Source organism: Streptomyces sp. NPDC045678 (assembly GCF_056432085.1).
Genome location: NZ_JBWKJS010000006.1, coordinates 399831 through 420169, shown reverse-complemented (window position 1 = coordinate 420169; position 20339 = coordinate 399831). Strand labels below are relative to the sequence as shown.

Below are 20339 nucleotides of genomic sequence, written 5' to 3'. Positions count from 1 at the left end.
CGACAGGCACCGGTACACACGACGAAGGCCCGGATCCGTAAGGATCCGGGCCTTCACCTTGCAGTAGCGGGGACAGGATTTGAACCTGCGACCTCTGGGTTATGAGCCCAGCGAGCTACCGAGCTGCTCCACCCCGCGCCGTTGTGTTGCAACCGTACCACGGCGCGAGGGGGGTGCTTTGCCACTCGCTAGCCGGTCTGATCCCCCTCCTGACCTGCTCCGTTGTCCGCGTCCTTCTTGTCGGCGTCCTTGTCGGCGTTCTTGTCCGCGCTCTTGTCGCTCTTCTCGGTGGCCTTCTGCGAGGCCTCCTCAGCCCGCTCAAGGGCCTCCTGAAGGCGGTCCTGCGCCTCGCCGTACTTCTTCCAGTCGCCGTCCTTCATGGCCTTCTCACCGTCCTCGAACGCCGTCTGGGCGTCGTCGAGCGCGGCCTGCACCGTCGGATCGTTCGTCTTCGGTGGCTTGGTCGGCTCGTCGCCGTCCTGGTCGGCCGGTGGCTTGGTGGCCCCCTCCGTACTGAAGACCTGGTTCAGGCCCTCACCGAGGGTGTCCGCGAAGGCGGTCTCCGTGCCGTACGACACAGCGACCTTCTTCAGAAGGGGATACGCCGACTTGCGTCCCTGTACGTAGACGGGTTCGACGTACAGGAAGCCGTCGTCCAGTGGCACGGTCAGCAGATTGCCGTAGAGGACATCGGAGTCGGCGCCCTTCATGTCCCGGACGAAGTTGCCGACCTCCGTCATGGAGTTCAGCTTGTTCTGCACCTGCTCCGGGCCGTCGACGTCGCCCTGGACTCTGAGCAGCTGCATCTTGCCGTAGTTCTTGCTTCTGGCATCGGCGTCGACCGTCATGAACGCCCGTAGGTTGGGCCGCTCGCTCGGGGTGAACGTCGTCGTCAGGGAGAACTGCTGCTGCGTCTGTCCCGGCGACTTCATGGACAGGTAGTACGGCGGGACCGCACTGTCGTCCTTCTTCGTCGGGTCGTTCGGCACCTGCCAGGCGTCACTCGCGTTGTAGAACTGGCCGGGGTCCGTGACGTGGTACTTCGTCAGCAGTTCGCGCTGCACCTTGAACATGTCCTGCGGATAGCGCAGGTGGTCCATGAGCTTCGGCGGGATGTCGCTCTTGTCCTTGACGGTCCCCGGGAACGCCTTCTTCCAGGTCTTCAGGACCGGGTCCTTGTCGTCCCAGGTGTAGAGCTTGACGTCACCGGTGTACGCGTCGACGGTCGCCTTCACCGAGTTCCGGATGTAGTTGACCTGGTTCTGCTGGGCGATCACCGTGCGCTGGCTGTCGGCCTGCGACAGGGAGTCCGCGGTGGTGTCGCCGAGCGTCGTCCGCGAGGCGTACGGGTAGCCGTTGCTCGTGGTGTAGGCGTCGACCACCCACTGGATGCGGCCGTCGACCACCGTCGGGTAGACATCGCCGTCGATGGTCAGCCAGGGAGCGACCGCCTCGACGCGCTCCTTGGGGGTGCGGTTGTACAGGATCCGCGAACCGTCGCCGATGGCTCCGGAGTAGAGGATCTGCGGCTCTCCGAACGACACCGCGTACGCCGCGCGGTTGATCGGGTTGGAGAGGTTGACGCCGCTGTCGCCCTTGTAGCTGTACGTCTTCTGACCGCCGCCGTTCTCTTCGTAGTCGAGCTCCTTCTGGGGCCCGCCCACGATCGAGTACTGGGTGGTCTTCTCGCCGTAGTAGATCCGCTGCTCGTACTCACCGAGATCGCCGTTGGTCGGCAGACCGGACTCGGTGAACGCCGGGGCGCCCTTGGAGCCCTTCTTCGTCTCCGTGCCCTTGGCCGCGACCATGCCGTAGCCGTGCGTGTAGGCGAAGTGGTCGTTGATCCAGTTGCGCTTGTCGAGCTTGTTCACGTCGATCTCGCGCAGGCCGACGATGGTGTCCTGGCCGTTGTAGCGGTCCACGTCCAGCGTCTTCGGGAACTGGTAGTAGCTGCGCTCCTGCTCCAGCTGCTGGAAGGTCGGCGAGACGATGTTCGGGTCGTTCAGGCGGTAGTTGGCCGCCGTGTCCGCGTTCTCACGCTTCTTCTTCGGATCCTCGTCGACCTTGCCCCCGCCCTTGTACTCCTCGGGCTTCACACCGTTGATGCCGTAGGCGTCGCGGGTGGCCTCGATGTTCTTCTCGATGTACGGGGCTTCCTTGGCCTGCTCGTTCGGCTGGACCTGGAACTTCTGGACGATCGCGGGGTAGAGCCCGCCGATGAGGATCGCCGAGAGCACCATGAGGCCGAAGCCGATCACGGGCAGCTGCCAGGTGCGCCGCCAGAGCGTCGCGAAGAAGAGGACCGCGCAGATGACGGCGATGCAGAACAGGATCGTCTTCGCCGGCAGGTACGCGTTCGCGTCGACGTACCGCAGGCCCGTCCAGTTACCGGTCGCCTTGAAGTCGCTGGACTTCACCGCGAGGCCGTACCGGTCGAGCCAGTACGCGATGGCCTTCAGCGACACGAAGACGCCGAGCAGCACCGAGAGGTGGCCGGTGGCCGCGCCGGTCGCGCGCGCGCCCGGGCTGGTGATCCGCAGCCCGCCGTACAGGTAGTGCGTCAGGGCGGCGGCGACCAGGGAGAGCACCGTCGCCGCGAAGCCGAAGCCGAGCAGGAAGCGGTACCAGGGCAGGTCGAACGCGAAGAACGCCACGTCCATGTGGAACTGGGGGTCCTTCTGGCCGAAGGACACGCCGTTGACCCACAGGAGCCAGGTGCGCCACTGTCCCGCGGCGGACGCGCCCGCGATCAGCCCCACCAGAGCGGTGACCCCGATGAGGAGCCACTTCTTGTAGGGGGCGATTCCCATGCGGTAGCGGTCGAGGCTCTGCTGCTCCATCGACATGGCGCTCAGCGGCGGACGCAGCCGGTGCGCCAGCCAGATGTTCACGCCGACTGCGGCCGCCATGAGCAGGCCGAAGACGAAGAACAGGCCGATCTTGGTCCGCAGGGTCGTCGTGAAGACCGACGAATAGTTGACCGATCGATACCACAGCCAGTCCGTCCAGAACCCGGAGAACATGACGAAGGCCATGGCCAGGACGGCAAGGACCCCCAGTGTCATGAGCAGGGTCCGGACGCGCCGGGAGGGTCGGCCCACTCTGATCCGTGGCCCCGTCGGGCCTCCGCCGCGGTCCGGCATCTGGAAAGCCAAGGTGCGCACCTCGAAGTTCGCTGTTGATTCGCTGTTGGTCCGTCAGGCCCCCGAGATCGCGGACCCACACCTATGCAACTTACCTACGCTTTACTCGGTTCCCGTTTCTCGGGACTAACGAGGCAGGATTGTGACCATGTCCAACACTCCCATGGCAGCGAGCCCCCTCACTCGGGCGGTCCTCGAGATCGACGAGTACGTATCCGGCCTCGGCTGGGACCGGCCCGCCCGCCTCTTCGCGCTGGTCGACACGGCGCGACTGCGCACCCAGGAACCCGGCCTCGCCTCCCAGCTCGGCCTCGACGACGGCGTGGAACACGCCGGCTACACCCCCATCGAGCAGGAGGAGATTCCCGCGGACAAGCCGCTGGACGAATTCCTCGGCACCATCGCCTGGCCGGACGCGGTGGCGGGCTGCGCCCTCACGGTGGAGCGCCTGATGCTGCCGCCGTCCGCCGAGGCGTCCGTCCCCGACGGTCTCGGTGAGGCGCAGCTCGCGAAGTGGGTGGCCGAGCACCCGGACCGTCAGGAGGTCCGCATGACGGTCGCGGTGCTCCGTGACGGTGCGCGCGAGTCCGCGCTGCGGCTGCGCGAGAAGGACTCGCCGACCGAGGTCCTCACCGGCTCGGACCTGGTGCCCGGCCTGGCCGAGGCGCTCGCGGCGACGTTCGCCTAGCGGTAGGTCTTCTTCCGTTCCGTACGCGGGTGGGGCTCCCCCACCCGCGTACCGCTGTCTCAGGGCTGGGTCGGGGTCAGCTCGCGGTGCACTGCGGCAGGCTGTCGGTGTCACCCTTGCGGATCTTCTCCAGGGACTTCACGGCGTCGGCGATGGTGTCCACCTTGACGAGCGTGAGGCCGTCGGGGACGTCGCTCGCGGCGGCCGCGCAGTTGCCCTTGGGCGTGAGGAAGTACTCGGCGCCCTTCTCGCGCGCGCCGACGGTCTTCATCTCGATGCCGCCGATCGGGCCGACCTTGCCGTTGACCTCGATGGTGCCGGTGCCGGCCACGAAGTTGCCGCCGGTGAGGTCGTCCGGGGTGAGCTTGTCGACGATGCCGAGGGCGAACATGAGGCCGGCGCTCGGGCCGCCCACGTCGGCCAGCTTGATGTCGATCGTGAACGGGTACGTGTGGTCGGTGCCCGCCTTGATGCCGACGACGGCGTGGTCGGGGTCGCCCTCCGCCGCCTTCGTCGTGATCTTGATTTCCTCGGTCTCGGTCGGCTCCTTGCCGGCCTTCTCGGCGGCCGCCGCGACCTTGACCGGCACGACCGTGAAGGTGACGGGCTCGCCGGGCTTGCGCTCGGTGACGAGCTTCGCGACGTCCGTCATCTCCTTGACGGGCTTGCCGTCCACCTTCTTGATGACATCGCCCGCGTGCAGCTTGCCCTCCGCCGGGTCGCCCTTGAAGACGGTGGAGACGATGACCTGGGACTTCACCGGGATGTTCAGCTGCCTGAGCGCCGCGACCTTGGCACTCTCCTGGGACTCGCTGAATTCCTCGGCGTTCTCCTGGGAGGACTGCTGTTCGGTCTTGCCGTTCGGGTAGAGCGTGTCGTGCGGCACCACGATGTTGTCGTGGGCCAGCCAGCCGTAGACGGCCTCCGCGAGGTTCATGTTGTAGTCGGCGCTGGTGACCCTGACCGTCGTCATGTTGAGGTGACCGGTCGTCGGGTAGGTCTTGCGTCCGGAGATCTGCAGCACCGGCTCACCGTCGTGGTCTCCGAGGGTGTTCACCGTGGGGCCGGGGGACATCTCCGAGTACGGCACTTTGATGAGCACTCCGGCGCAGAGCAGCGCGATCAGCATCAAGGTGGAGGCGAGCATCGTCGCGGTGCGGCGTGGCATGGAACGACAGTACGGGACCTGCCTGTGAGAGCACCCCCGGGGCCGGGCCGTACGGGGAGGTCACGTCCCTGTGTGGGACTTCTCCATCGCCTCGCGGAACGCGGCGTAGCCGTTGAGTTCGGTGACGTCGCCCGTCCGGCCGGACTTGCGGTTGCGTGCCGCCCAGCTCGCCCACAGACCCGCACCGACGGCTGCCAGGAGCGGAATCAGCAACCACGCGAGTGATGCCATGTCGACCTCCCGACCCCATGAGCCATCTCAACTGACTGATCAGCAGATTAACCATCCGCATGGTCAACGCTCACGGCAGGGGTCGGGTTACGCAACCGGAGCCGCACGGCCCCATCACACCCCAGGGGACCGGCCTCGCCTCAACAGGCCCCGACCCACTCCTCCTTGCCGTCGGAGAAGCGCTGGTGCTTCCAGATCGGCACCTCGTGCTTGAGGTCGTCGATCAGCTTGCGGCAGGCGTCGAAGGCCTCCGCGCGGTGCGGGCAGGAGACGGCGACGACCACCGCGAGGTCCCCGACGGCGAGGTCCCCGACACGGTGCACGGCGGCCAGGGCGCGCACCGGGTACTCGGCGACGACCTTCTCGGCCACCCGGCGCATCTCGGCCTCGGCGGTGGGGTGGGTCGAGTACCCCAGCTCGTCGACGTCGGCGCCGCCGTCGTGGTTGCGCACGGTCCCCACGAAGAGCGCGGTGCCGCCCGCCGCGTCGTCGCCGACGGCCCGGAAGACCTCGTCCAGGGAGAGCGGGGTGTCGCGGATCGCGAGGAGGCGGATCGGGTCCTGCGCGGCCTGCTCGCCGGGGTTGTCCATCGTGGTGCGTGCCATGCGGCCATGGTGCCGCACGGCACGCGCATCACGGAATAGACCTTTCGCCCGGCGCGCGCGTGTCCCGCCTTGGAGCTCCCTACAGGGGGCTGCTGGAGCTCCCCGCAGAGGGCGACGGGGCTGCCCGGCGCGGAGCGGGCCCCGTGCCGCCTCAGATCCTCCTGCGGGCCTTCCGCGCCCTGCGCACCACCGCCGCCGCGCCCAGCAGGGCGACCGTCGCGCCCGCCGCGCCCGCGGCCGTGGCGTCCTTGCGGCCGAGCCGCCGCCCGGCCACGGTGCGCCGCCCGGAGACCTCGTCGAGGAGTTCCGTGAGGACTTCCTCGTTGGTCCACTGGGGGCGCCACCCTGCGTCGTGCAGCCTGCTGACGCTGACCACCCAGGGGTACATCGTGTACGCCAGGTCACCGGCCGGTGACGGGGTGAGGCCGATGCGGTGCAGCCGGGCGGCGGCGCCCAGCGCGACCGTCGAGGGCAGCTCCATGCGCCGGATCCCGCTGAGCTCCTCGACCTCCTCCTGCTCGAGCCAGCCCTCGCAGCCGACGGCCAGCTCGCCGTCGACCTTCTCCAGGACGGCGTACTCCAGAGCGCTGCACAGGTCCTCGACGTGGCAGAACTGCCAGGCAGGCCGCGAACCGGCGACGACCAGGAGGCGGGGCGACTCGAAGTAGCGCGTGAGGGCCGTGTCCGTGCCGCCGACCAGCGTCGCGGGGCGTACGACGGTGACGTTGAGGCCGGGGTGCGCGCGGGGCGCGCGGCGGGCGAGGCGCTCCACCTCCAGTAGGTCGCCGACACCGGTGGCCTCGGCCGTGGCGCGCAGTTCGGCGTCTTCGGAGAGGGGCAGTTCGTTGTCGGGCAGCGCTCCGTAGACCATCGCCGAGGTGCACAGGACGACACGGTGGACGCCCGCGGCCGCCGCGGCGGTCAGGACGGTCTGGGTGCCGCGCACGTTGTACGCGGTGCGGGCCGCGCCGTCGGTCTCCAGGTCGAGATCGAGCGCCAGGTGCACGACGACGTCCGCGCCGCGCAGCTTCTCCGCGATGGCCGGATCGCGCACGTCCAGGATGTGCCACTGGGCCTGCGTGCAGTCGCCCCTGCGCTCGTCGATCGCGATGACCTGCTTGATCGCCTCCGACGTGGCAAGGCGCTCGGTCAGGAGCGCGCCCACACCGGAGGCGGCGCCGGTGACGGCGACTACGGGCCCCCGGACGGGCGCCGGGGTTGACGGGTTTCGCGCTGCGCGAACCTGTGGATCTGGGGAACTCACCGGGCGTCTCCAGCGGTTGTCTTCAGTACGTACGCGAATGACGCGTACGTACCAGGTGGCATCCATCCTGCCGCAGGCCATGAGTCGGCGAAGCACCGAGGCCCGATCCCGTCACGGTGTCTACGCTGGGTGGTGTTGTAGGGCAGCCGCCGCCGGAACGAAACCGGCGGCCTGACGAGCCGAGGAATCCCGTGAGTGACACCCCATTCGGATTCGGCCTTCCGCCGGAGGAGCCGGAAGACGGCGACGAGGGCAAGAAGAAGGAATCCCCTGGAGAGGGACAGCGCGGGGGACAGGGCGCAGGTGGACCCGCGAACCCGTTCGGTTTCGGGGGCTTCCCCGGAGCCGGAGCCGGCGGCCCCGGAGGCGGTGACAATCCGTTCGCCGCGATGTTCGGTTCCATGAACCCGAACGACCTGGGTGCCGCGTTCCAGCAGCTCGGCCAGATGCTCTCGTACGAGGGCGGCCCGGTGAACTGGGACATGGCCAAGGACATCGCCCGCCAGACCGTGTCCCAGGGCACGGCGGACGGCACCAAGGACGCCAGCGTCGGTCCCGCCGAGCGCTCCGCCGTCGAGGAGGCGGTGCGCCTGGCCGACCTGTGGCTGGATGACGCGACGTCGCTGCCGTCCGGGTCCGGCACGGCCGTGGCCTGGAGCAGGGCCGAGTGGGTCGAGGCGACCCTGCCGGTCTGGAAGGAGCTCGTCGACCCGGTCGCCGAGCGCGTCGGCCTGGCCATGGGCGATGTGCTGCCCGAGGAGATGCAGGCCATGGCGGGCCCGCTGATCGGCATGATGCGCTCCATGGGCGGCGCCATGTTCGGCCAGCAGATCGGCCAGGCCGTGGGCGTGCTCGCGGGCGAGGTCGTGGGCTCCACCGACATCGGTCTGCCGCTCGGTCCCTCGGGCAAGGCAGCGCTGCTGCCGGTGAACATCGAGACGTTCGGCAAGGACCTCGGCGTCGACAAGAACGAGGTCCGGCTGTACCTGGCGCTGCGCGAGGCCGCCCACCAGCGGCTCTTCGCCCACGTCCCGTGGCTGCGCTCGCACCTGTTCGGCGCGGTCGAGGGGTACGCGCGCGGGATCAAGGTCGACACGGCCAAGCTGGAGGACGTCGTCGGCCAGCTCGACCCGCAGAACCCGGAGCAGCTGCAGGAGGCGCTCCAGCAGGGCATGTTCCAGCCGGAGGACACTCCGGCCCAGAAGGCCGCTCTGGCGCGTCTGGAGACCGCTCTGGCGCTCGTGGAGGGCTGGGTGGACGCGGTGGTCCACGCCGCCGCGAAGCCGCGTCTGGCGTCCGCCGACGCCCTTCGGGAGACGCTGCGCCGCCGCCGTGCGACGGGCGGCCCCGCGGAGCAGACGTTCGCCACGCTGATCGGCCTCGAGCTGCGCCCGCGCCGCCTGCGGGACGCCTCGCGCCTGTGGGCCTCGCTCACGGACGCGCGCGGTGTCGACGGCCGCGACGGCCTGTGGGAGCACCCGGACATGCTGCCGACCGCCTCCGACCTGGACGATCCGGACGGTTTCGTGCACCGCGAGCAGCTGGACTTCTCCGAGCTGGACAAGATGCTCGGCGAGGCGGCGGGCGGCAGCACCGCCAAGCCCGACCTCAACAAGGACACCGGGGACGACACCGAGGGCGACGGCAAGGACGACGGCGACAAGTGAGTCTGTACGACGACACGGTCCTCGCGCTCAAGGAGTACGGGGACCAGCCCGAGCTGCGCCAGGCTTATCTGGATCACTTGGCGGCGCACGGCGACGCCGGCATGTGGAAGTCCTGCACGGACGGCCACGTGACGGCGAGCGCCCTGGTGGTGGACCCGTCCCGCGGGCGCGTCCTGCTGACCCTGCACAAGAAGCTGCGGATGTGGCTTCAGATGGGCGGCCACTGCGAGCCGGGCGACCCGACGCTCGCCGCGGCGGCGCTGCGTGAGGCCACGGAGGAGTCCGGTGTGCCCGGCCTGACGCTGCTCGCGGGCGGTCCCGTCCGCCTGGACCGGCACCCGATCCCGGGGCCGTGCACACAGCATCTGGACGTGCAGTACGCCGCGCTCGCCCCGGCCGACGCGATCGAGGCGATCAGCGACGAGTCGCTGGACCTGCGCTGGTTCGCGTACGACGAGGTGGCGGGGGTGGCGGACGAGTCGGTGGTACGACTGGTCGAGGCGACAAGGGCACGTCTGTAGCCGGGGAGCGCCCCTGACAGGGGCGCGGGGAACTGCGCGACCCACAGCCGGCCCGCAGTTCCCCGCGACCTGTTCCCTGCGGCACCGAAGCGGAGCGCTCAGCTCCAGACGTCGCCCTGGTTCTGCCCCCGGGCCCCCTGCTGGCCCACCCCGAACTGCGCCCGGGCGCCCTGCCCGATGACCGCGTTCTGCGGCGGCAGCATCTCGCTCGGCTGGACGAGCGCGTAGCCCTGCCCCATGAAGCTGAGCTCCCAGCCCTCGCCGGTGTTGCCGCGGCGCCGCCAGACGCCCGAGGAATGGGTCTGGGCCTGCATCTGGACACGGAGGCCGTTGGACCACGCGACGATCGCGTCGGCGTCCGCGTTGACGTACCGGTCCGGCGTGACCTGGAGCATCAGCGGCTGGCCCGACGTCATCAGGGCGACCTTGCCGCGGCCGGTGATGTTGAGCTGGTACTTGCCGGAACCGGAGATGCCGTACTGGCTGTCGACGGCGATGACCTGGTGGGTCAGCGACGAGTCCATCGCGAGGACGTAGCTGCTGTCGACGGTCAGCCCGTCCTGGTCGACATCCACTACGTGGATGTACTGGGCGAGGTTGGCGAAGTAGACCGTGCCCTGGCCGTGGCAGCGCATCAGGTCGAGGCCCTCGCCGGTGTGCGCGCGGGCACGCTGGTTGCCCTGGCTCTGGTACTCGGCGTCGAACTCGAGCAGCCCTTGGTAGGCGACCATCGCGCCCTTGCGGGCCAGGACGTCGTCGTGCCCTTCCAGGGCGACCCGCAGCAGCTGCGGGTTCTGGACGGAGTAACGCTCCTGGGTCTGCTGTTCGGCGTGCGCGAAAAGTGGGCTCTGCATGGTGTGTTGCTCCCCCTCAGCCCCGTGCTCGGAGGCGGTCGGTGCTGTCCTCGCTGGGCTGTACGACGACGATGCCCTCTCCGGAGAAGCCCATCTGGTAGGCCTCGCCGCTGCCGCGCCCGATGAGGGAGCCGGCCTTGAAGCTGCGCTTGCCCTTCACCTTGAGGTTCGGGGACCAGGCGATCAGGGCGTCCGGGTCGACGTACGTCTCGTCCTCGCCGCGGCCGCAGTCGACGACGATCGGCGTGCCGCGGGAGGTCAGCGCGACCCAGCCCTGGCCGGAGATCTTGATGTTCCACAGGCCCTGTCCGGCGAACTTGGCCATGCCCTTGACCCGCTCGACGCCCCACTGGAGGGATGTGTCGAAGGCGAGCAGGTTGGTGCCGTTCACCGAGAGGGAGTCGCCCGCCAGGTTGATGAGGACGACGTCCGCTCCGTAGTCGGCGAGGTAGAGCAGGCCGTCTCCGGAGCACTTCATCAGGGGCGCGCCCTCGCCGGTCATCCACTCGCGCGCGACCTGACGGACGGCGGGCGGATTCGGCTCGTACTGCACGAATCCTTCGTAGGCGACCATCGAGCCCACGCGCGCGAAGAGGTCGTTGCCGGTCTGCATGGCCACCTTGACCATGTGGTGGCCGTGGTTCTCCATGCGGGCGGCGACGGGTGCGGGAGCGAAGCCCGCGAGTTGCTGGTTCATGACGGGCTCCCTCAGACCTCGTACGGCTGGACGACGATGAAATTGCCGGGCGCGCCACGGAACTGAAGGTTCACGCTCTCCCCCGTGGAGCCCGCGTACGCGTTGCTGCGCAGCCTGACCTGGCTGGAGACGATCGCCTGAGCGGCGGCCGACCAGGCGACGACGGCGTGGCAGTCCGCGAACGTCGTCGGCGTGACGGGCAGCACGACGGGCACGCCGTGGGTCTTCACGATGACCGTGCCGGTGCCCTGGAACTGCATGACGAACAGTGCGCCGCCGGGGATTCCGTGCCCCTCGATCCTGCGCACCTCGTGCTGGAGGGTCTCGTCAAAGGCGAGGACGTTCTCCGCGGAGACGCAGATCGCGTCACCCTGGAGTTCGATGGGGTGCAGGTGGGTGGCTTCCTCGGCGAGGAAGACCTGGCCGCGGCCGGAGCAGCGCATCAGCTGCATCTCCTGGCCGGTGGCGTTGCCCACGATGCGGCCCGCGAAGCCCGCGCCCTTGTAGCTGAACTCGACCTTGCCCTGGTAGAGCACCATGCTGCCCTGACGGGCCAGGATCGGCTGGTCGGCGACGCCCAGGTCCACGCGGATCAGCTTCTCGTTCTGCTGCGTCCAGCGCTGGCCGGTGGGGGCCTCGCGGTACTTCTGGAGGGCCGCGGACACGCCGGCGCCCTGGGGTGCCGCGCCCTGCGGGGCTGCGGGCTGGCCGGGGAACTGACCACCCGGGGGCTGCTGGCCGTAGCCGGGAGGCGGTGGGGCGGTGGGCTGCTGGCCGTACCCCGGAGGAGGCGGCGGTGTCTGCTGCTGGCCGGGGATCTGGCCGAACTGGGGCTGCTGCGGGGGCTGCTGTCCCGGCTGGCCGTACGGCGAGGGGGCCGGCGGGGGCGGCACGGACCCTCCCGGCGGCTGGTTCAGCGGGGCCACGACGGTCTGCGCCGCGTGCACCGACGGGTCCACGGGGGCGGGCGCCGGGGGCGGAGTGGCGCCCTGCGGCGGCGCGAAGTGCTGCGCGGGGACGGGCGCGGGGGCAGGGGCCTGGGGCGGCGCGGGGGCGGCCGGGGCGCCGAACGCGGGCGGCGCGGCGGCCTGGGCGGGCGGCGCGAAGGAGGGCGCGCCTGCCTGCTGCTGCGGGGCGGCGGGCTCCTCCTCGGCGACCTCGCCGCCGAAGTTCCGCAGGAGCGCCTCGAGACCGCCGTCGAAGCCCTGTCCGATGGCGGCGAAGCGCCAGACGTCCTTCAGGTAGAAGTCGCCCAGCATGACGGCGCGCTCGGTGGAGAACTCCGCGCCGGTGAAGGCGTAGCGCACGACTTCCTCGCCACCCGCGACGATGCGGATGTACCCGGAGGCGACCTGCGACATCTGCCCGGCGCCGTCGATCGTCGCCGTGAACGAGAGGCGCTGGATCTGCTGCGGGACGCGGTCGAGCGTGACCCGGAAGGATTCGGAGTCGCCCGCCTGGGCGCCCAGGAGCTGGATCGACTCCTCGGGCGACTTCGGCTGGTTGAAGAAGATGAAGTAACGGTCGTCCGAGAGCCGCTCGCTCGCGTCCAGGCCGAAGCAACTGATGTCGAACGTCAGTCCCGGCGCCGAGATCTGTACGCCGACGTACAGATCGGTTCCGGCGGTGAGGTCACTGACCTTGGCCTTGTGGCCGCGTTGGAATTCCCTGGCCATACGTAACGACCGTCCCCCATCCCGAATGTGAATACGTCGCGTCAGGCTAACCGCAAAGTCCGACGGCGGGCCAAGCCGGTACAGACCCGCTACACAACTGCGGGATCCGGCGGACGTTCACTCCTCGCGGGCGGCGGGCAGATGCGGCAGGCGACCGGCCGCGACGACCCCTTCGAGGTACCCCCTGGCGCGCTCGGTGCGGGGGTAGGCCTCCAGAAGACGCCAGAAACGGGGGCCGTGGCCGGGGACGAGGAGGTGGGCGAGTTCGTGGACGAGGACGTAGTCCACGACGTACTCGGGCATGCCCTGCAACCGGTGCGAGAGGCGGATGCTGCCCTCGGCCGGGGTGCAGGAACCCCACCGGGTGTTCTGGTTCGTGACCCAGCGGACCGACTCGGGCCTGGCGCGACCAGCGAAGTACTGGTCGGAGAGCTGTCCCGCGCGCTCGGCGAGCTCCGCGTCACCGAGGAGCCGCTTGCTCTCCTGGGCCGCGAGCTTGTCGAGCATCACGTTGACCCAGCGCTGCTCCTCCGCCTCGGACATGCGGGCGGGGATGAGGACGACGGTGCGGTCCCCCTCCCGGTACGCGGAGACCGTTCTGCGGCGGCGGGCGCTCCGTCTGACCTCGACCGCGCTGGTCCCCCTCCCGGGCGGCGGCGGGCTGGTCGTGCTGCGCTGCGGAGCTCCGGCGCGACGCGCTGAGGTCTCCCCAGCGACGCGAGGGGACGGGTCGGCGGGCACGCCCCGACGTTACCCGCTGGGCATAGGGGAAGTCCCGCCTCCGGGACGGTTCGGCGATGTTCCGCTCCCCGTCCGTTTGATTGGTACGACTAATGCCCACCGCCTGTGGACAACGCGACGCGGGGGTCCAGTGAGGCGGGCATTCTGGCATTCGATCGAGCGCGGAGGACGGATCCGCGCCGAGCGGCCGACGGGGGACGACCATGCATCCGATCCTCAAGCCCGCGCTGCGGCGCGGCTGGCGGGACCTGAGCACCGTGCAGTTCGGGGTGGCGCCCGCGCACGCCTTGGTGCTCGGACCGATGGACACGGCGACGGGCAGCTTTCTGACCTTGCTGGACGGCACCCGCGGGGTTCCTCTGCTGCGGGAGGAGGGCCGGCGGATGGGGCTGCCGGACGGGCACGTGGACAGGCTGCTGGGCGAGCTGTCGCGGGCCGGTCTGCTCGACGACTCGACCGGGGGTGGCCCGGCTGCCGATGCGCTGCGCGAACGCGCGGAGACCCTCGACCGGCTGCGGGGGGACGTGGCCTCACTGTCTCTTCTGTCGCCCGGGCCGGGCGATGCGATTGCGAAGACGGCGGCGCGCGGGACCGTGCGGGTGCGGGTCCAGGGCGCCGGTCGGGTGGGTGCCGTGGTGGCCTCGTTGCTGGCGGGCGCGGGGGTCGGGCGTGTCGATGTGCGGGACGGTGGGCAGGTGCGGCCGTGGGATGTCGCGCCGGGCGGGCTGCCTGCCGAGTCCGTCGGCGAGCGCAGGGAGACGGCAGCACGCCGCATGGTCCGGCAGGCGGCCCCCGGTCGTCCGCCCCGACAGCCCCGGCGGTCCGGATCCGAGGGGGACGGAGCGGATCTGTCCCTCGTGATCATCGCTCCGAGGGACGGCCTGGATGCGTACGCGCCGTCCCCCGCGGCGACCGAGGAGCTGCTCGCCTCCGGCACCCCTCACCTCTACGCCGGCGTGATCGAGGGGACGGGTGTGGTCGGCCCTCTGGTCCTGCCGGGGACGACGGCGTGCGCGGAGTGTCTGTTCCGGCACCGCGCGGACCGCGACCCCACCTGGCCGCGGATGCTCGCCCAGTGGCGCTCAGGTTCCTCGCGCCACGTGCCCGCGTGCGACCTGGCGCTGTCGGCCTCGGTCGCCGGTCTTGCGGCGGGGCATGCCTTGGCCTTCTTGGACGGCGGTCCTTCGGCCTGTGCGGGGGTTCGCCAGACGGCCTCCATTCCAGGACTCGAGTGGCTCTCGAGCCCGATTTGGCCCCATCCATCATGCTCTTGTGGGGCGGGCGTGTCCGTTAAGGGGGATCGGCTCACCGCTGCTGAGAAGCCACACGCAACAATGGCCGGGTAACCGCCTGACAAGGCGCGGCTGTCTGGGAATTGGAGGGGCGCATGTCTGATCTTCCCCGGAAGGCGGTCACCCGTACCGCCAAACTGGCCGCGCTGCCACTCGGCTTTGCGGGGCGCGCGACCTGGGGGCTGGGCAAGCGGATCGGGGGCAAGTCGGCGGAGATCGTGGGGCGCGAGCTCCAGCAGCGCACGGCCGAGCAGTTGTTCAAGGTCCTCGGGGAGCTGAAGGGCGGTGCCATGAAATTCGGGCAGGCGCTGTCCGTCTTCGAGTCCGCACTGCCCGAAGAGGTCGCGGGACCGTATCGCACGGCGCTGACGAAGCTGCAGGAAGCGGCACCGCCGATGCCCAGCCGGACCGTGCACTCCGTCCTGGAGGAGCGGCTCGGCAAGGACTGGCGCGAGCTGTTCCTCGAGTTCGATGACAAGCCCGCCGCCGCCGCGTCGATCGGACAGGTGCACCGGGCCGTCTGGACGGACGGACGGGAGGTCGCGGTCAAGGTGCAGTACCCGGGAGCGGGCGAGGCGCTGCTGTCCGACCTCACCCAGCTCAGCCGGTTCGCCCGTCTGCTGGGACCGCTGGTCCCGGGGATGGACATCAAGCCCCTCATCACGGAGCTGCGCGACCGCGTGTCGGAAGAGCTGGACTACAGCTTGGAGGCCCAGGCCCAGCAGGCGCACGCCGACGAGTTCGCGGACGACCCCGACGTGCTGGTGCCGCAGGTGGTGCACCAGAGCGATCAGGTCCTGGTGACCGAGTGGATGGACGGGACGCCTCTCTCCGAGGTGATCGCGGAGGGCACGGAGGAGCAGCGCGACCAGGCCGGTCAGCTCCTGGCCCGCTTCCTCTTCTCCGGTCCCGCGCGCACGGGTCTGCTGCACGCCGACCCGCACCCCGGCAACTTCCGGCTGCTCTTCGACGAGAAGGCGGGGTACCGCCTGGGGGTGCTGGACTTCGGCACGGTCGACCGGCTGCCCGACGGGCTGCCGCCGACCATCGGAGCGTCCCTGCGGATGACGCTGGAGGGCGAGGCCGACGCGGTCTACGACATGTTGTGCGAGGAGGGCTTCGTCAAGGAGTCCGTCGATCTGGCACCGCAGGCGGTGCTCGACTATCTGCTGCCGATCATCGAGCCCACGGCAGTCGAGGAGTACACCTTCACCCGCGCGTGGATGCGCAAGCAGGCGGCCCGGCTGGCCGACGTGCGCTCCCCCGCCTACCAGTTGGGCCGGTATCTGAACCTGCCGCCCGCCTATCTGCTGATACACCGCGTGACGGTGAGCACGATCGGGGTGCTGTGCCAGCTGGGTGCGACGGTTCGGATGCGGGACGAGCTGGAGGAGTGGCTGCCCGGCTTCGTTGCGGAGCCGGAGGAGACCGAGGAACCGGAGGAAGACGAGGCAGTCGAGGCGGTCGCGGAGGGCAGCGCGGCGGCGAAGGCCTGACCGCGGAGCAGCTCACCACCAGTCGGAGTCGAGGCGTCCTTCGATGGCTCTGAGGTTGGCCCGGGCGCAAGCGTCGCAGAAGTAGTGCCGGACGCCGTTCTCCACGGAGCAGGTCCAGGTCGGCGGCGTGCCCTCGGCGACCGTGCCGCAGCGGGAACACACGAGCTGCTCCGGCTCCGGGGACTGGGGGGTCTGCTGTTCCACCGGGCGACCATATCGCCGTACGGGAGGGGTCGGTGAGTACAACGCACTGCGGGGGACGGTCCGTTCGGACCGTCCCCCGCACTCGTCTGTCGTCGTACCGCAGCGCCTGCGCGGCTCTTACTGCATGACCGCGATGGCGAGCGCGCGCCGGGCACGCAGCGAGGCGCGCTCCGCGCGGCGCTGCATGCGGCGGGCCGCCATCAGGCGCTCGGCCGGGCGTTGAGCCTCGGCTTCGCGCAGGCGTTCGTGCATATGCGCACGAGCCATGGCTTCGGGGCTGAGTTGCATTTCTCGGATCCTGTTCTGACGCGGAACGTACGCGCCGGTGGTGAAGTCTGGGGTGGCGGTGCCTGCCGACTCGCTGGTGGCTGCCTTCATCGGGGCCTGCTTCTTGGGGTCGTGCGTGAGGGGACGGTCGATGGTTCCGGCGGTGTTCATGCGACGACCGGGTTCTTGCGCGGGCGACCACGGGGCCGCTTGCGGGCAACGACGACGCCCTGGACGAACAGCTCGCCGCCCCAGACGCCCCACGGCTCACGCCGCTCCTTGGCACCCGCGAGGCAGGCCTCCATCAGCGGGCAGGTGCGGCAGAGGGACTTGGCGTACTCGACGTCGGCCGGCGACTCCGCGAAGAAGACCTCCGGGTCGTAGGCACGGCAGGGGACGGGTACGCCGAGGTTCTCGATGGCGTCGTCGAGCGCGGTGAGCGCGGTGAGCGCGGTGAGGGGAGTCAAGGTCGGGTCCTCCGTGGGTGCGGGGGGGAGCGTCTGTGAAGGCGGTACGGACGGGGCGTGCGCTTCGAGTTGCACGGTGGTGTTTTCCTCGTCTGGTCGTGCCGGCCTGGGTCGGCCGGTTGGCGGCTGGTACCGGGTCTTGCTGTCGGCCCCTTCGCTCTGTTCTCCCTGTTTTGGGGAAAACAGAAGGGCCGCGGATCCCGGGTGGGGTTCCGCGGCCCTGAAGGCGCCGGTCTGATCGAGGATCAGACTGGATCACTCCAGGGTTCGAGCCCACGGAAGGCCCACATCGTGTGGTGCTGCGTCGTCTGCTTCCGGAATCCGGCACCGGCTGCCGCAAAGGCATAGGCCTGGGCCTGGGCCTCCGCTACTGCTGCTTCCGGTGCCTTGGTCGGTCGCTCATTGCCCTCATTGGCCTCGCGGACGGGAAGACCGGCGAGAGGCAGGGAGGGAGACATCGGACGGACGGCGGGGATGCCGCCGGACAGACCGGTGCCCTGGTTCGAGAAGCCGAGCAGGCAGGAAGCGACGACCGAGCGATCGGTCATTTTCGCGGTGCTGATGAAGCTCTCGTTGATGCTGATCACTGGAATTCGCCTCCTCTCGGCGTCTAGGGGATCGGCCGGAACCGATCCTGCGGGCTATCAAGTACAGCACGGAACCTCGGCTTCGGAGAAGCCGCTGTTTCCGTGTTAAGAACCTATGGGTCTTCCTTGCGCATGCGCAAACTATTTTTTCGACGAGTTTGAATCACTCGTCGTCGGCGCCCCTTACATAGTCCTGACCTGCGCAGATGGCGAGTACCTCGGCGCCGAAGCGGTGAAACTTGCGGACGCCGACGCCGGGGATGCGTGCCAGCTCGCCCTCGTCCTCGGGCACCGCCTCGGCGATGGCGATCAAGGTTTTGTCCGTGAAGACGCAGTAGGCGGGCTGTCCCAGCTCCCTCGCCTGGCCGGATCGCCACTCCCGCAACCGCTCGTAGAGCCCTTCGTCCATGTCGGACGGGCAGTCCTCGCACCGCATGAGCTTCATCTCGCCCGCCTCGGTCAGGGTCCGTCCGCAGACCCGGCAGCGGGCGGGCGTGCGGCTCTTGCGCTGCCGTCGGCCCGCCGCCGGGGCCGCGGTCCCGCCGCTGCCGCGCTCGATGCCCCCGGGGCCGCCGCCCGCGGCCCGGGCCGCGGTGCCCGCTCCGGAGCCCGGCCGCTGTCCGTCGAGGAAGCGGCTGGGGCGACGGCCGGGGCGGCCGCCCGGAGAGCGGGAGAGGGCCCAGGAGAGGGAGAGGTGGACGCGGGCGCGGGTCACTCCCACGTAGAGGAGACGGCGCTCCTCCTCGATCTGCTCGTCCGTCTTGGCGTAGGTGATCGGCATCATGCCTTCGGCGAGGCCCACGAGGAACACGGCGTCCCACTCCAGGCCCTTGGCCGCGTGCAGCGAGGCCAGCGTGACGCCCTCGACGGTGGGGGCGTGCTGGGCGTTCGCCCGCTCGTCGAGCTCCGTCACGAGGTCGGCGAGGGTCGCCTCCGGTCTGGCCCGCGCGAAGTCCTCGGCGAGCCGCACCAGTGCCGCCAGGGACTCCCAGCGGTCGCGCACCGCCCCGGACCCCGCGGGGGGCTCGGTCGTCCACCCCTTGGTGGAGAGCACGGCCCGTACCTGGGAGGGCAGGTCGACCACGTCGTCGAGGAGCGCGTCGTTGCCCCCGAAGCGGGCGGCGCCGCGCAGGGCCGCCCCCGCCTCGCGCACCTCCGTGCGCTCGAAGAACCGCTCGGCGCCCCGCAGCTGGTAGGGGATGTTCGCGTCGGCGAGCGCCTGTTCGTAGATCTCCGACTGCGAGTTCGTCCGGAACAGGACCGCGATCTCGCTGGCGGGGACGCCGTCGGCGAGGAGCGCGCGGATGCGGCGGGCGGCGCCTTCGGCCTCGGCCGGCTCGTCCACGTACTCCGTATAGACCGGTTCGGGTCCGGCGTCGCGCTGCGAGACGAGTTCCAGGCGGTGGTCGGCGGCGCGGCCGCGGGCCTGGGAGAGCAGGCCGTTGGCGAGGTGGACGACCTGGGGGGTGGAGCGGTAGTCACGGACCAGCTTGACCACCGTGGCCCCCGGGTGGCGGGTGCGGAAGTTCAGGAGGTGGTCGGGGGTCGCGCCGGTGAACGAGTAGATCGTCTGGCTGGCGTCGCCGACGACGCAGAGGCTGTCCCGGTCGCCGAGCCAGAGCTCCAGGAGGCGCTGCTGCAGGGGGCTCACGTCCTGGTACTCGTCCACCACGAAGTGCTGGTACTGGGCGCGGATCTGTTCGGCGATGTCGTGACGGTCCTGGAGGATGCCGACGGCGAGCAGCAGCACGTCCTCGAAGTCGATGACGGCGCGATCGCGCTTCAGGTCTTCGTACGCCGCGTAGAGCTGGGCGATCTCGGCGGGGTCGCGGGGCACGTCGCGGCCCGCCTTCGCGGCGGCGGCCGCATAGTCCGCGGGGACGGTCTGGGTGACCTTGGACCATTCGATCTCGCTGGTGAGGTCGCGCAGCTCGTTCCGGTCCAGGCGGATGCGGCAGGCCGCGGCCGCGTCCGCGACGAGTTTGATCTTGCGGTCGACGATCCGGGGCAGCGGGCCGCCGACTGCTTTCGGCCAGAAGAACTGGAGCTGGCGCAGGGCCGCGGAGTGGAAGGTGCGGGCCTGGACACCGGAGGCACCGAGCTGGCGGAGGCGGCCGCGCATCTCTCCGGCGGCGCGGTTGGTGAAGGTGACGGCAAGCACACTGGCGGGCTGCAGCATCCCGGCCCGCACCCCATAGGCGATCCGGTGGGTGATCGCCCGAGTCTTGCCGGTGCCGGCACCGGCGAGGACGCACACCGGCCCGTACAGGGCGGTGGCGACCTCGCGCTGCTCCGGGTCGAGCCCGTCGAGCACCGCGTCGGGAGAGTCCGGGACCTGCGGGAAGAGGGTGGAGTGCGTTGCTGATGTCACCCAGCCAGCTTGCCAGGTCTCCGGGGGCGGGTGAGCCGGTTGTCCACAGGGAGGCGGAGCCGATCGTACTAATGCGGGAATGGTGGCCGGGTCGCGTACGTTCGACCCATTGCGATGACGCACCCCGAGCAACGAAGGAGCACAAGAGACATGCCGGGCACTGTGACGATGTACAGCACCACGTGGTGCGGCTACTGCCGCCGCCTCAAGGGCCAGATGGACCGTGAGGGCATCGCCTACACCGAGATCAACATCGAGCAGGACCCGGACTCGGCGGCCTTCGTCGAGAAGGCGAACGGCGGAAACCAGACGGTCCCCACCGTTCTCTTCCCGGACGGCTCGACCCTCACGAACCCCTCGCTGGCCCAGGTCAAGCAGAAGCTGGCCTGAGGCACGGCGC

General features: G+C 70.1%; 20 protein-coding genes and 1 tRNA gene. 6 read left to right on the top strand and 15 right to left on the bottom strand.

Features of this window, described 5'->3' with window-relative positions; translation table 11 throughout:
- Positions 1–64 precede the first annotated feature (64 nt).
- Together AC07DO_RS22945 and AC07DO_RS22940 are read right to left on the bottom strand one after the other, a co-directional pair.
- Positions 65–138 (bottom strand) — tRNA-Met (locus tag AC07DO_RS22945).
- A gap of 50 nt (positions 139–188) precedes the next feature.
- The gene (locus AC07DO_RS22940) at positions 189–3143 is read right to left on the bottom strand and encodes a UPF0182 family membrane protein (RefSeq protein ID WP_479062485.1); all 2955 of its coding nucleotides are present in this window, start codon (positions 3141–3143) and stop codon (positions 189–191) included.
- Positions 3144–3291: 148 nt separating this feature from the next.
- Between AC07DO_RS22940 and AC07DO_RS22935 the strand changes: the two genes are divergently transcribed.
- Positions 3292–3831: a PPA1309 family protein gene (locus tag AC07DO_RS22935; protein ID WP_399538573.1), complete on the top strand. Its 540-nt coding sequence runs from the start codon at positions 3292–3294 to the stop codon at positions 3829–3831.
- 76 nt (positions 3832–3907) lie between these two features.
- On the opposite strand, the gene AC07DO_RS22930 is transcribed toward AC07DO_RS22935, so the two are convergent.
- The 4 genes from AC07DO_RS22930 to AC07DO_RS22915 form a co-directional block, all read right to left on the bottom strand.
- Positions 3908–4999, bottom strand: a complete 1092-nt coding sequence (locus AC07DO_RS22930; protein WP_479062122.1) for a YlbL family protein — start codon at positions 4997–4999, stop codon at positions 3908–3910.
- A gap of 60 nt (positions 5000–5059) precedes the next feature.
- Positions 5060–5230 carry a hypothetical protein gene (locus AC07DO_RS22925; protein ID WP_190329437.1) on the bottom strand — a complete coding sequence of 57 codons (171 nt, stop codon included), beginning with the start codon at positions 5228–5230 and terminating at the stop codon, positions 5060–5062.
- A 140-nt stretch (positions 5231–5370) separates the two neighbouring features.
- The gene (locus tag AC07DO_RS22920; RefSeq protein ID WP_479062120.1) at positions 5371–5835 is read right to left on the bottom strand and encodes a molybdenum cofactor biosynthesis protein MoaE; all 465 of its coding nucleotides are present in this window, start codon (positions 5833–5835) and stop codon (positions 5371–5373) included.
- A 151-nt stretch (positions 5836–5986) separates the two neighbouring features.
- Complete coding sequence (locus AC07DO_RS22915; protein ID WP_150216299.1) at positions 5987–7099, bottom strand: SDR family oxidoreductase; 1113 nt, start codon at positions 7097–7099, stop codon at positions 5987–5989.
- A 191-nt stretch (positions 7100–7290) separates the two neighbouring features.
- Here AC07DO_RS22915 and AC07DO_RS22910 point away from each other — a divergent pair, with 191 nt between their 5' ends.
- Together AC07DO_RS22910 and AC07DO_RS22905 are read left to right on the top strand one after the other, a co-directional pair.
- Positions 7291–8766: a zinc-dependent metalloprotease gene (locus tag AC07DO_RS22910; RefSeq protein ID WP_479062118.1), complete on the top strand. Its 1476-nt coding sequence runs from the start codon at positions 7291–7293 to the stop codon at positions 8764–8766.
- Positions 8763–9287, top strand: a complete 525-nt coding sequence (locus tag AC07DO_RS22905) for an NUDIX hydrolase (RefSeq protein WP_479062117.1) — start codon at positions 8763–8765, stop codon at positions 9285–9287. The genes AC07DO_RS22910 and AC07DO_RS22905 overlap by 4 nt, the downstream gene beginning before the upstream one ends.
- A 98-nt stretch (positions 9288–9385) precedes the next feature.
- Here the strand turns inward: AC07DO_RS22905 and AC07DO_RS22900 are convergent, their stop codons facing one another.
- The 4 genes from AC07DO_RS22900 to AC07DO_RS22885 all read right to left on the bottom strand — a co-directional run bounded on the left by AC07DO_RS22900 (position 9386) and on the right by AC07DO_RS22885 (position 13255).
- Positions 9386–10141: an AIM24 family protein gene (locus AC07DO_RS22900; RefSeq protein ID WP_479062116.1), complete on the bottom strand. Its 756-nt coding sequence runs from the start codon at positions 10139–10141 to the stop codon at positions 9386–9388.
- A 16-nt stretch (positions 10142–10157) separates the two neighbouring features.
- The gene (locus AC07DO_RS22895; protein ID WP_479062114.1) at positions 10158–10838 is read right to left on the bottom strand and encodes an AIM24 family protein; all 681 of its coding nucleotides are present in this window, start codon (positions 10836–10838) and stop codon (positions 10158–10160) included.
- An 11-nt stretch (positions 10839–10849) separates the two neighbouring features.
- The gene (locus tag AC07DO_RS22890; protein ID WP_479062113.1) at positions 10850–12514 is read right to left on the bottom strand and encodes a TerD family protein; all 1665 of its coding nucleotides are present in this window, start codon (positions 12512–12514) and stop codon (positions 10850–10852) included.
- Positions 12515–12631: 117 nt separating this feature from the next.
- Positions 12632–13255: a M48 metallopeptidase family protein gene (locus AC07DO_RS22885; protein ID WP_479062112.1), complete on the bottom strand. Its 624-nt coding sequence runs from the start codon at positions 13253–13255 to the stop codon at positions 12632–12634.
- A gap of 203 nt (positions 13256–13458) precedes the next feature.
- On the opposite strand from AC07DO_RS22885, the gene AC07DO_RS22880 reads away from it, so the two are divergent.
- Complete coding sequence (locus AC07DO_RS22880; protein WP_479062111.1) at positions 13459–14601, top strand: ThiF family adenylyltransferase; 1143 nt, start codon at positions 13459–13461, stop codon at positions 14599–14601.
- Between the two features lie 41 nt (positions 14602–14642).
- Positions 14643–16043 (top strand): ABC1 kinase family protein, encoded by a 1401-nt coding sequence (locus AC07DO_RS22875; RefSeq protein WP_479062110.1) that lies wholly within the window; start codon positions 14643–14645, stop codon positions 16041–16043.
- Positions 16044–16055: 12 nt separating this feature from the next.
- Here the strand turns inward: AC07DO_RS22875 and AC07DO_RS22870 are convergent, their stop codons facing one another.
- The 5 genes from AC07DO_RS22870 to AC07DO_RS22850 form a co-directional block, all read right to left on the bottom strand.
- Complete coding sequence (locus tag AC07DO_RS22870) at positions 16056–16247, bottom strand: hypothetical protein (protein ID WP_479062108.1); 192 nt, start codon at positions 16245–16247, stop codon at positions 16056–16058.
- Positions 16248–16364: 117 nt separating this feature from the next.
- Positions 16365–16685 carry a hypothetical protein gene (locus AC07DO_RS22865; RefSeq protein ID WP_479062107.1) on the bottom strand — a complete coding sequence of 107 codons (321 nt, stop codon included), beginning with the start codon at positions 16683–16685 and terminating at the stop codon, positions 16365–16367.
- The gene (locus tag AC07DO_RS22860; RefSeq protein ID WP_479062105.1) at positions 16682–17056 is read right to left on the bottom strand and encodes a WhiB family transcriptional regulator; all 375 of its coding nucleotides are present in this window, start codon (positions 17054–17056) and stop codon (positions 16682–16684) included. Before AC07DO_RS22860 ends, AC07DO_RS22865 begins: the two co-directional genes overlap by 4 nt.
- A gap of 170 nt (positions 17057–17226) precedes the next feature.
- On the bottom strand, positions 17227–17568 hold the full coding sequence (locus AC07DO_RS22855) for a hypothetical protein (protein ID WP_150172004.1): 342 nt from the start codon (positions 17566–17568) through the stop codon (positions 17227–17229).
- A 163-nt stretch (positions 17569–17731) separates the two neighbouring features.
- Positions 17732–20020: an ATP-dependent DNA helicase UvrD2 gene (locus AC07DO_RS22850; RefSeq protein ID WP_479062484.1), complete on the bottom strand. Its 2289-nt coding sequence runs from the start codon at positions 20018–20020 to the stop codon at positions 17732–17734.
- A 69-nt stretch (positions 20021–20089) separates the two neighbouring features.
- Between AC07DO_RS22850 and AC07DO_RS22845 the strand changes: the two genes are divergently transcribed.
- On the top strand, positions 20090–20329 hold the full coding sequence (locus AC07DO_RS22845) for a mycoredoxin (protein WP_150172002.1): 240 nt from the start codon (positions 20090–20092) through the stop codon (positions 20327–20329).
- Positions 20330–20339 lie beyond the last annotated feature (10 nt).